General features: G+C 44.0%; 6 protein-coding genes. 1 reads left to right on the plus strand and 5 read right to left on the minus strand.

What is annotated here, in order from left to right; genetic code table 11:
- The first annotated feature begins 636 nt into the window (after positions 1–636).
- The gene (locus tag H6F41_RS13915; RefSeq protein ID WP_190404074.1) at positions 637–3,837 is read left to right on the plus strand and encodes a hypothetical protein; all 3,201 of its coding nucleotides are present in this window, start codon (positions 637–639) and stop codon (positions 3,835–3,837) included.
- A gap of 27 nt (positions 3,838–3,864) precedes the next feature.
- Here H6F41_RS13915 and H6F41_RS13920 read toward each other — a convergent pair whose 3' ends face one another.
- The 5 genes from H6F41_RS13920 to H6F41_RS13940 form a co-directional block, all read right to left on the minus strand.
- Positions 3,865–4,962 carry a sensor histidine kinase gene (locus tag H6F41_RS13920; protein ID WP_190404075.1) on the minus strand — a complete coding sequence of 366 codons (1,098 nt, stop codon included), beginning with the start codon at positions 4,960–4,962 and terminating at the stop codon, positions 3,865–3,867.
- Positions 4,955–5,659 carry a response regulator transcription factor gene (locus H6F41_RS13925; protein WP_190404076.1) on the minus strand — a complete coding sequence of 235 codons (705 nt, stop codon included), beginning with the start codon at positions 5,657–5,659 and terminating at the stop codon, positions 4,955–4,957. Before H6F41_RS13925 ends, H6F41_RS13920 begins: the two co-directional genes overlap by 8 nt.
- 346 nt (positions 5,660–6,005) lie before the next feature.
- Positions 6,006–6,872, minus strand: coding sequence for a fructosamine kinase family protein (locus H6F41_RS13930; RefSeq protein WP_190404077.1), 867 nt, complete (start codon positions 6,870–6,872; stop codon positions 6,006–6,008).
- 70 nt (positions 6,873–6,942) lie between these two features.
- Positions 6,943–8,601, minus strand: coding sequence for an adenine deaminase (gene ade, locus H6F41_RS13935; RefSeq protein WP_190404081.1), 1,659 nt, complete (start codon positions 8,599–8,601; stop codon positions 6,943–6,945).
- A 67-nt stretch (positions 8,602–8,668) separates the two neighbouring features.
- The gene (locus H6F41_RS13940) at positions 8,669–11,620 is read right to left on the minus strand and encodes a cation-translocating P-type ATPase (RefSeq protein ID WP_190404078.1); all 2,952 of its coding nucleotides are present in this window, start codon (positions 11,618–11,620) and stop codon (positions 8,669–8,671) included.
- Positions 11,621–11,999: the final 379 nt, after the last annotated feature.

Consider the following 11,999-nt stretch of genomic DNA (forward strand, 5'->3'; position numbering starts at 1 on the left):
CATTGAATATATATACATACATATCAAAAAAGCCAGTGACTACAACTCACTAGCTTTTTGATGACCTGAAGGTCTTATTAAGTATTCTTATCCCAATCAGAGACTTGATCAGAGCTTAATCAGGAAAGAATAGAAAAAACAGAAACAGATCAGAAATGAACAATAACCGGAGATGAACAGTAACCGGAAATGAACATCAAATGAAAACAGAAAACGGACATTAATCAGGAACAGACATTAATCAAAAATGAACATCAATCAGGAATGAACATTAATCATTAATCACGAACTGAAAGAATCAGAAGCCGAAAAAAATCGGAAACGGATAGAATCAGGAATATACAGAATCAGAAACATACAAACATTTAAACGGATGTATGGCTTTCGAGGGCAATTTCGATCCTGTGTTCTATCTTAATACAAGATAAGAGTTTCGCAACAGTTTTTGTTATAATTTTTTGCCAAATTTTGTACAAATAAACTGCCCGCTAAAGCTAAATCATCTATCCGTTTCCTGATTAAAAACCCTACAAACTTTATAATCAGGACATCTCAAGTGTTAGACAAATTTTTAGCCCCACTGTGGCAGACCAATAAAAAAATTGTAAAAAATCTGATAATTGGAGGACAAAAATAATGTCCTCTACGAATAATCAGTATTCAAGCAGTAAATTTTCACCATCAAAAGCCCATACTCCCTGCCCAATCTGCGAAGATACCAAGGGCAAATGTCGAATTGCCGCCAATGATGATAGTTTTGTGCTCTGCATGACCCATCCCCTCGATGTTGGGCGATCGGATTGGCGCTATCTTGGCGAGACGAAAGGTAGCTATTACGCAGGTAAATATGTCCGATTACGTGCCGAGTCTTCATCGGAGCAAGCAGCACGTCGCCTCGACCATCTCCAGCGTCGCCTTGCCCATCAAAAAACTCAAAGGGAAAGCCGCAAAAAATTACCTTCTGCTTCTCAAAAACATCGTTTGTATCAAGGCTATTTGACAAGTTTGGTTTTAGATAATCTAGACAAAACCGATTTGCTCTCAAGGGGCTTATCCGAGACTGAAATCACCCAACTTGGCGCAAAATCTACCCAGTCTGGCTACATCTTGCCGATTCGCAACCCTGAACGCCAAATCCTCGGCTTTCAAATCCGATTTCGTGAGCAAACATCAGGTCGCTATCGCTGGCATAAACCCCTAGGCATTCCTGCCCATCAAAATAATGGTGAATTACCGCTAGCCTTCTATGGTCAGTTGCTAGTAGCCGCCGATCGCGTAGTTTTAGTTGAGGGGACTGGGGTTAAGCCCTATCTCGCCTCAAAACTGCGAAACTGCCCTGCTATCGGCGCTTCTGGCGGTCAGTTTCTATCCAGTCAGAAAACTTTGCAATCCTATTTGGCGATGATTGGCAGTAACCCTGAGTTTTCGCGCATAGAATATGCGATCGATGCGGGTGATGTCGCCAATCCTGCGGTGATGCGCCGCCATGAAAAGAATCTGGATTTAATCAAAGAGCTTGGCTATCGCATTGATGTGCTGTGGTGGGGACAGTTTGCCAAAACCGATGGTGATATTGATGAAATCGCTAGCAACACCGATATTCAAATACTCAACGTCGAGCAATTCTTTCAAATTGCTAATTATCAGCCTCAACCAAAATTTTCACCTTTTACTTGGTTGCGATCGCAACTTTTCCCCCAACCAAAATCGCAAGGATTTGCCCAGCGATCTATACCTAAGCAAGAATCGCGAACTCAAAACCCTACTTTTAAGTATGCCGAAGGTCAAAGGCTCGATACTTGGCGCAGTGTTTTAAAACACCAAAAACATGTCCTTGATGCATCTTTTACTGGCACTGGTAAGAGTTATGATGCGGGGCGTTTGCGTCCTGAATCATTGGACGGCATTGAGCAGGTGATCTACATCTCCACGGATTCTCGCAACGTCACAACAACCACTTTACAAGATTGGACACTTTTACCTGCTCGTCATAATGGTCTCACCATCAAGTCGGGTAAATTGCGCCGTACCCAACAGGGGGACTCATTACATACACAGGCAAATTGCTCACGAACTGGCGCAATTTCAGCTCTACGCGACAAAGCTATTTCTGATACTAAGGTCATTTGTGAGACTTGCCCTTTACTTAATGCTTGTCGTGGAAGTTCAGGTGATGGATTTGGATTTAGACATCAGAGGGCGATCGCCTTTCGCGCAAATATTTTGCGATCGCACCCAATGAGCTTACCTAACCCTGATGAATATGACTATTCCAAAACTCTTTTAATTTGGGAAGAAGTATCCCAAAGTTTAACCACCCTGCGTCAGATTGCTGTCGATGAGGCGGATGTGGATAAAGCAATCTCCATACTCTTGCGCTCCGATCTAGAGCATAAACAACAGGTAATTGAGATATTACTCAAGTTGCATAAACTACTAAAGGATAAGTCTTACCATGGCCTCAGTTTTGATCAAATCAAAGCCGCAATTCCTGAACTAGTCGATACAAACTTATTGGCAGATTTACTCAAACCTGATTTATCAATACTCGATACTGTCGATGGGATTGCAGAGTCGGAATTTGAATCAGCAAAGGGCAAGGATAAACAAGAACTAGCTCGTCTCCATCGGCTCTTAAAGAGGGAAACTACCCTCAGTTCCCTAGAGATTGAGCGCAAGATCAATAATGAAGTTTTAAAGCAATGGTTAGTGGAATTTCTTGATATCCTCTCTGGCAAAATCACCCATGGTGATCTGCATATTCAGTATGGAAAATTGACAATATCCTTAGCTGACTATCGACTGCGTGATATTGCCCATCAAGCCGCCAGTAATCTCTACCTAGACGCAACCATCGATATCACCGACCTTCAGTTGCGCCTAAATGCTTCTGTACAGGTTATTCAACAGATGGGTAATTTAGTCATGCCGAAGATCTTGCAGGTGCATAATCTGGGACGTTTAGGATTGCAACGCAGTGAAGGACAAATTGCCAAGGTGGAGACAATTATTAAGCATCTGACAGATCTTGACCCATCAACGAAGGTGATTGATTTTAAAAGATTCGCCAAGTTAGAGCAGGGAGTTTGGTTTCGAGATTCCCGTGGCTCTAATGACTTTAAGGATGCGCGAACTTTGATCATTGTCGGCACACCCTGCGCAAATCTTGCCATGCTCCGCGCTGAGTTTGTTGCCCTCACAGGCATCCATCCACAACTACAGGACAAGGCATTTGCAGCATTTATCCATCGGCATATTCTGGCAACAATTCAGCAATGTCTGGGGCGCAAAGCAGGCGATCGCTACAATCAAGGCGACAGGATTTATTTTCTATCGGATTTTGATCTGGGCGACATTCCCTCTACCCTGATGAAAGCAGGGGAAATTACCCCAGAAGCAATGACTAAATTAGAGTTATTCCAAAATCAAGTAACCGCAGTCATTAATTCAGTAACCGATGCAGGATTTGATTTAGTTAATGCTTCAGAACGGCAACTGAGCGACTTTCTAGGAATAAAACGAGGCTCATTACTGCATCATTTTGAGTGGATCAATCCGTTATTAAAGGATCTATATAACAAAATGATCCATGGGTTTCCTGAAATTTTACCCTCATTGGATGATCCCCATGATTTACAGCAATTAGACTTTTGGGTTGGTGCTTCCGAGCATTTTCTGCGGGAGCCGATCACGATTAATCAGACCCTCTCAGGGATTTTTGAGTTCTTCGATGGCTATATTCCCCGTCATCTGCATCCCTATATAATCACTAAGTTATCTTCCTTTGCTTTAGATCGACTGCTATTAGCCTTGTCTTTAGTGGCAGTACGCGAATAGTCAACAGAGGTAATCCATGAAGTTGGCTTATCTCTGTAAACAAAAACGAAATATGCTACCTACTTGTAGTTGGCTAGTAACTTCAATTTTGCCGCCCAGTAATTCCACTAAAGATTGCGTAATTGCCAACCCAATTCCTGTTCCTCCCGAACGGCGCGATCTTGCTTTATCGGCACGCCAAAAGCGCTTAAATACATAGGGTAAATCTTCGATCGCAATGCCAATACCTGAGTCTTGCACTTCAATCCAGATGCGATCGCAATCGTCGTCATAGGTGCGAATCGTAATTTTGCCTGCCTCTGTATATTGGATCGCATTGCCAATCAAATTGACTAAGATTTGTTCTAGACAGTCGTGATCGGTGATTACTGTCTCGATACTTGATTGGTAATCAAGCTCTAGTGACAGATCTTCAGATACTTGTTCCGCAAATCTTTCCACCAATGTGGTTAATAGGGGTTTAATTGCGATCGCAGTGGGCTTGAGTGGGATTGTCCCAGCCTGAGCCTTCGATAGTTCTTGGAGATTATTGACCAAGCGTTCTAGCCGTCGATTTTCCTTAATCAGATCTTGATAGAGTTCTGGTGAAGGCTGAGTTTTTCCTTCCAAGAGTCGCTCTAGATAGCCACGGGTGACTGTGAGCGGAGTCCTTAACTCATGGGTCATATCGCTGATCAGTTCACTGCGCTTTTGTTCAGAATCCTCCAACCCATTTGCCATCACATTAAAACTTTGACTGAGGTAGTCGATTTCAGGAATTTCACTGTTGGGCATGCGGACTTTAAAGTTGCCTTCGCGAAACTCCTGTGTGACCGATGTGATTTGTTGTAATGGCGTGCGAATTCTGCGGGCAACTAGATAACTGAGTCCTAGTGAACCTAATGCTCCTAGTGCCAGTGAGATGCTCATACTCCTTCCCCAAGAGCTATGAAATTCTCCAATGATTAACTTTTTTTCAGTTTTTGAATCAATGTCTAATAGACCTTGGTTTCGCATTTCTTGAATGCGGCGATCAAATAGGAGGGGATTGATGGAAACTCCGCTCAAGGTCACAATTACCATGCTCAGTACCACTACCAATAGGTGAGAAAATAACAGGCGTGTCCGTAAATTTGGTTTAGCCATTGCCATCCTCAAATTTATAGCCAACGCCACTTACGGTCTTGATAAAGGTTGGCTGGCTACTGTCAAATTCTACTTTTTTGCGAAGTCTTGCCACATGGCTATCCACAACCCGATCTTCACCAAAGAAGTCATCGCCCCATAGTTTCTCAATCAATTGAGCGCGACTCCAAACGCGATTAGGATAGCTGAGGAAGGTGGACAATAGCTTAAATTCGATCGCAGTTAGCTCTAGTACCTCAGAATTATGATTACTGTGACGAGTGGCAATGCGGCGATCGAGATCAATCTCAAAATTTTGAGTCTTATAAATCTGGACAGGCTCTAAATGGCGTAAACTGCGGCGCAACACTGCCCGAACTCGCGCCGCCAATTCACGGGGGCTAAAGGGTTTCACCATATAGTCATCAACCCCAGTGGATAGACCAATAATGCGATCGATCTCTTCCCCCTTAGCAGTCAACATGATGATGTAGGGATCTTTGATCGATTTGTTTTGGCGAATCCGCGAACAAATTTCTAAGCCGTCCATGCCTGGTAACATCCGATCTAACACAATCAAATCTGGCTGAGTCTTTTGAACGAGATCCAGAGCCACTAGTCCATTGTCAACGGATTGACATTCAAAATTTTCCTCTTCTAAGGTTTGCTGGATCAGATGTCGGATTTCCGAGTCATCTTCAACGATCAAAATTTTCATAGGACGCGCTATTTTCCCCTTAGTTAGCTTTGAAATACCTTGTATTTTATAGTGCGGTAATGAAACCATCTTGAAATAAGCAGTTGCAAATTTGCTCTGACACAAAATTGACACAACTACATCAAGTCTTTGACATGTCTCTTAGATAGATTGAATACATCGCTGCAGAGCTAGTCTCCAAAGCTAATTCAGTTAATTCAAGCAGAGAAAAAACAATGTCAGCAACTCACTTCATCGGATTCGTGTTCAAGTTCTACACTGTGACTCTTTCGATTTTGGTTGTTTCTAATGCTATTTCAACCCTATAAATGCCAAAAACATCATAGAAACGTCTTAGCACAAATAGTTATACTTTATTTGCTGTAAGATTATGAATCATCCGATTGGCTTGAGAGCTATAGCCGCCACCAAAGAGGTTGAAGTGATTGAGGATGTGATACAGATTGTAGAGAATTTTCCGTTTCTCATATCCCGCATCTAAAGGATAAGTGGATTGATAGGCGCTATAAAACTGGTTCGGAAAGCCGCCAAACAACTCAGTCATCGCCAGATCCACTTCGCGATCGCCAAAATAAAGGGCAGGATCAAAAATCACAGGTTCACCATCCACAAAAGCCGCATTGCCACCCCACAGATCACCATGCACCATCGAAGGTTGAGGCCGATAGCCCTCAAAAAGTTTTGGTACAGCGTTATAAATTTTTTCCTCGGCGATCGTAGGTTGCCACCCCTTGCGTTTGGCAAGCTGGATTTGAAAACTAAGTCGATATTCAATCCAAAAACTAACCCAATCTTTAGTCCAGTGATTTATTTGGGGCGTTGATCCGATCACATTATTTTGCTCCCAGCCAAAGCCGCGATCGCAATTAATTCGATGCATAGCCGCCAAGTTGCGCCCCATTGCTTCCCAGTTTTGCTTACCACCAAAATCAAAATTTTCCATGACTAGATAGGCAGCATTACCCGCAGTTCCCCAACAAATTGGCAGCGGCACACGAATTGTCTGCGTGTCATACATTTGTTGCAGGGCTAGTGCTTCAGTTGTAAACATATCAAGGCAATCAGCGCGATTAGTTTTGACAAAAAAATGCCGATCGTGATCGGATACTCGCATCGCCTGATTAATGCATCCACCCGACTGCGCCTGTGTGCGATCGCAATTAAATTTTTGACCTGTTGCCTGTGAAATCGCGATCACAATTTCTTCCCACATGACTTTGCTCCGTAAGTAAACTTAAAACCTAGTAATTATGCTGCCCGCATAACCATCAATATTGTTGACACTAGCTTGGCTCATCCCAATCAAGAGAAACAAAATTGAAATCGGTGGTACTAAATAAACCCAGATCGCTCAATTTCAGTTCAGGAATGACTAGCAATGCCAAAAATGAAAGAGTCATAAATGGCGAAGTTAATGAAGAGCCTAATGCCTTTGCCTTCGCATTTAAGCTCTCATATTGCGCCGCAATGTCATAACCATCAGCATTACTCATCAATCCTGCTACAGGTAATTGCAACAACTGCACATCATTACCGTCAACGACCACCACGCCACCCTTAGTCGCAATAATCGCATTTACTGCTGTGCATAGCTCGGCATCACTTGCCCCCACCGCAATCACATTATGGGAATCATGGGCAATACTCGATGCGATCGCACCACGCTTTAAGCCAAAGTGTTTGACTAATCCCATCGCTGGCGGCGCATCCCGATAGCGATTAACGACAGTTAATTTGAGAATGTCACGATCAATATCTGCGATCGCAAATCCTTTCGTAACCTTGGCGGGTAAATGCTGCTCCTTGGTAATCAATTGGCGATCGCAAACCTCAATCACCCTCACCATCGGTGTCTGCACAGGAATCGCAAAGTCTTCAATCTTTTTGGCAGTAGCGGCAAACCGATTGAGTGGCAAAGTCTCTACTGAAGGCAAAAGAGCCTTACCTTGCTCCGCCGCTAAAACCCCATGACAATAGGTTCGTAAAACTTGGAAATCCTCCAAATCATCAACCACAATAAAGTCCGCAGGATCTTCAATCTGCAACAATCCCACCTTGAGATGGTAATGCTTGACAGGATTAACACAGGCAGCTTGCAGCACGTCAAACTTGTCGTAACCTAGTGCGATCGAGCGCTTGACTAAATCATTAATATGCCCCTTCGCCAAGTCGTCAGGATGGCGATCATCACTACAAAACATACAAAATTCTGGATGTGTTTTTAGCAATGGATGTAAAGCCTCATAGTTCTTTGCCGCCGAGCCTTCCCGAATCAATATTTTGATTCCTGCTGCGATTTTCTCCAACGCCTCAGCTAGTGTAATACACTCATGATCTGTGGAAATTCCTGCATTGGCATAGCGTTGGACTGTCTCCCCATGCAGTTCAGGGGCATGTCCATCAATCGGTAAATTCAGATTCCGCGCTACCTGTAGCTTGGCGATCATCTCTGCTTGATTTGCCAGCACCGCAGGGACATTCATCACTTCACTGAGATAGCTGACCCCATCCTCCTCAAATAATTGCTGCAATTCGCGATCGCCTAATGCCGCTCCCGATGTTTCAAAGGATGTTGCAGGTACACAAGCAGGCGCACCCAAGGCAATCTGCATTGGCGTTTGTCGCGCATTTGCCAACATAAATCTCACCCCCTCTAACCCCAGCACATTGGCTATTTCATGGGGGTCGGAGACCGTTGCCACCGTCCCATGTACCGTCGCTAGTCGCGCAAATTCTGTCGGAATTAGCATCGAACTCTCGATATGAATATGGGCATCAATAAATCCCGGCAAAATATAGCGATCGCAATTTTTAGCTAATTCGTGATTCGCTGGCTCTCTAATAATTTCTGCAATCCGACCCTCTGTAACCACAACAGTGCCTACAAACATGTCTCGATTGAGAACATCAACGATATTGCCAAAGACTTGAAAGCTTAACATATCCGAATTTATTGCCATACTCCAATTTTACTGGCATAGGCAAATAAAACCAAGAAGTTGATTGATGCTATACCTGTCTATGCTTTCTACGTTGTTGCTGCCTCCGCAAAAATAACTTCCGTAATTCTTCTGCCCCCACCAAAATTGGTGGACAAGCAAACAACGCTAACCAATGCCAATTAGCTAGTGATGCAGTACCAAATACCTCTCTAAACGGTGGGAAATCAATAAACGCTAGCAAAGATACAAATTCAACACTAATACCCAACCAAATCAAGCTATTGTTTGACCAAGACTGACGCAAGATCGAACTCCAAGAGGAACGGCAAGCAAATAAATTTCCTAACTGGCAAAACACAATCGCTGCAAGGGTAACAGTAGTAGCCTGACGATAAATAGCCGTCACCTCTGGAGTGGCAGTATGGGCAAGAATCGCAGGCGTAACTTGTTGTAAGTCGGCGATGGAATAGCCATAGCTCCACCACACGATGAAAAATCCTAACATTGATAAAACTGCCTCAATTACCCCAAGAAATAGATAGGCACGAATTAACAAAGGTATATTTAATAAAAATTCTTGGCGCGGGCGTGGTGGACGATCCATAATTCCTGCTTCAGGCAACTCTGCGCCCAGAGCCAAGGCAGGAACCATATCTGTACCTAAATCCACCGCCAAAATCTGCAAAATATTCAAGGCGGGGGGGATCTTAAAGGCAACCATTCCCAAAAATGGCACAATTTCAGGCGTATTGGAGGCAAGTATATAGGTCATAAACTTGCGAATATTTTGATAAATTGCTCGACCCTGCTCGATCGCCACCACAATCGTCGCAAAGTTATCATCGGTAAGAACGATATCAGCAGCTTCTCGTGCCACATCTGTCCCATTCTGCCCCATGGCAATCCCAATATGGGCGGCACGTAATGCTGGTGCATCATTAACCCCATCCCCTGTCACGGCAACCACTTCACCAATATCTTTATAGGCTTGCACCAATCGCAATTTATGTTCAGGTGACATCCGCGCAAATACCAATCCAAAGCGATATTTAACTATTTGCCGCAGTTGAGCATCGGACAAATGCCCCATCCCTTCCCCTGTGACTACTCGAACCTTATCGCGGACTAATCCAATTTGTCTGGCGATTGCCTCAGCCGTCAGACCATAGTCTCCCGTCACCATAGTCACCTTAATTCCTGCCTGATGACATTGGTCGATCGCCTTAGCCACTTCGGGACGTGGCGGATCAAACATAGCAACTAAACCAATAAAAATGAGATCCTGTTCTAAATCCTGTGCCTTCAGATCCAGTAGTTCTTGATCTCCTCTGCGTGCTGCTAAACCCAATACCCGAAAGCCCTGCCTTGCTAGTCCATCATTAGCTTGTACAACTTCTTCCCAGAAGTCATGGGTCAATTCTTCCGCCATGCCATCACGCAAAATCCAATGACAATGCTTCAATACTTCTAGAGGCGCACCTTTGGTAAAAGCCAGATAGGGCAAATTATCTGTCCATAGCTCTGCCTCTTGCCAATTTAAAACCACAGTCATCATTAAACGACGCGAATCAAAGGGAATCTCACGTATGCGAGGTAATTGTTTTTGTAAATTCTCTAAATTGAGATCAGCTTTAGCCGCCGCAACCAATAAAGCCGCTTCCGTGGGGTCACCAATTTCTTGCCAGCGACTCGGAGCATTCAGATGTACCAATTTTGCATTAGAGCAAAGCGCCGATCCAATCAATAAAATTTTGGCTTTCCAAGCTAGATCAAACTGTTCAGGAATATCAACTTCGCCAACAGTTGGGTCATACCCCGCCCCCGTTACTTCAATTAAAAAATGGGAATCTGGAGTTTGGGATACTTCAAGCTCAGGTTGCTCTAAATTCTGGTCTAACTTTTGCGATCGCGGTAGCCACAAATAGCGCACCGTCATCTCATTTTTAGTTAATGTCCCCGTCTTGTCAGTACAAATTACAGTCGTCGCACTCAATGTCTCCACCGACGAAAGCCTTCGCACTAAAGCATTTCTCCTTGCCATCCTCTTGACACCCAGCGCTAGCGCCAGTGTCACCGTAGGCAGCAACCCTTCAGGCACATTTGCCACAATAATACCGATCGCAAAAATAAAGCTCTCAGTGATGTTCATGCCAATCAGCCAATAACTGAGCATAAACACACTTACCCCCATCCCCAAAGCGATCGCCGTAATAATCCGTACAATCTGTGAGACCTGAATTTCTAGAGTGCTAGGTTCACGCTTGACCACAGTAGTTAGATGGGCAACCTGCCCAAATTCAGTCTCTGCACCCGTTGCATAGACCACTGCTGTTGCCCTTCCCGCCGCCACTGTCGAACCTGCCAAAACCAAATTGGCAATTTCCGATGGGTTTACCTTTTCTTGCAATGGCTGTTCTCCTTGGCGCAGCATGGTTTTGCCACCACGCACAGACACAGCCTCGCGCAGCCTAATGGGATATGGCGTTCGTGCTACAGGCAAAGATTCCCCCGTCATCACTGACACATCAAGATATAAACTTTCCGCAGAAATTAATCTGGCATCCGCAGGAATGCGATCACCTTCCTCTAGCTGCATCACATCACCACGCACTAACTCCCGCGCGGCAATTTGCTTTAACTCCCCATCCCGAAAAACTTTTACCTGCATCGGCAAAACTTTTTTGAGAGCAGATAAAGCTTTCTCAGCTTGAAACTCTTGCCAAAAGCTAAATACCGCATTAATCAAAATCACCGCCCACACTGCCCAACCCAGTTCTGGAGTCCGCGATATAAAAGCCAATATTCCTGCCACCCATAGCAGCAATGCCATAAAGTGCGTTAACTGATCCGTAAATCTCAGCCACAGTGGACGATGGGCAGCCTCTGGCAGCTCATTTGCTCCAAATTTTTCTAGCCTGTCTCTCGCTTCATCCTGCAACAGTCCTTGTGCAGAAGTCTCAAGGGATTTATAAACTTCTTCAAATGACAAAGCCCAGATCGGTTGATGAAATGATGCCATGTGCTAAAGCTCTAAATAACTACTGAATTAGAGCATTTGTCTCGATTCCACGTACCCTATGCTCTAAAAAAGATTTTGGCTCAGATTTATCGACATCAGCATAAACCACTAGAAATATTAAACTTCCCTCTCCAAAACTAAGATATTGATGCTGTGGAGCTAGTAAAGGTGGGGAATCACAAAAAAAATTAGTCTCTATAAACTATATACAGAGAGGGTTTTGTTTGAATTTAGGTAAAAAAATCCAAAACAAACCTTACAAAAGGGTTGACAAACCGAAATAACCTTGCTAACTTAATAAAGCGCTGAAGGGAAGCGAAGCGAAAGCGAAGCAACCCGACCTGAAAAGAGAAGCGCCAAGAACCTAGACAACCAAATA

It is taken from the genome of Pseudanabaena mucicola FACHB-723, assembly GCF_014696385.1.
GTDB lineage: Bacteria > Cyanobacteriota > Cyanobacteriia > Pseudanabaenales > Pseudanabaenaceae > Pseudanabaena.

What these genes read in the sequence shown, in the direction of transcription:
- H6F41_RS13915 (WP_190404074.1), top strand. Translation starts at nt 637, where the DNA reads ATGTCCTCTACGAATAATCAGTATTCAAGCAGTAAATTTTCACCATCA.
- H6F41_RS13920 (WP_190404075.1), bottom strand. Translation starts at nt 4,962, where the DNA reads ATGGCTAAACCAAATTTACGGACACGCCTGTTATTTTCTCACCTATTG.
- H6F41_RS13925 (WP_190404076.1), bottom strand. Translation starts at nt 5,659, where the DNA reads ATGAAAATTTTGATCGTTGAAGATGACTCGGAAATCCGACATCTGATC.
- H6F41_RS13930 (WP_190404077.1), bottom strand. Translation starts at nt 6,872, where the DNA reads ATGTGGGAAGAAATTGTGATCGCGATTTCACAGGCAACAGGTCAAAAA.
- ade (WP_190404081.1), bottom strand. Translation starts at nt 8,601, where the DNA reads ATGTTAAGCTTTCAAGTCTTTGGCAATATCGTTGATGTTCTCAATCGA.
- H6F41_RS13940 (WP_190404078.1), bottom strand. Translation starts at nt 11,620, where the DNA reads ATGGCATCATTTCATCAACCGATCTGGGCTTTGTCATTTGAAGAAGTT.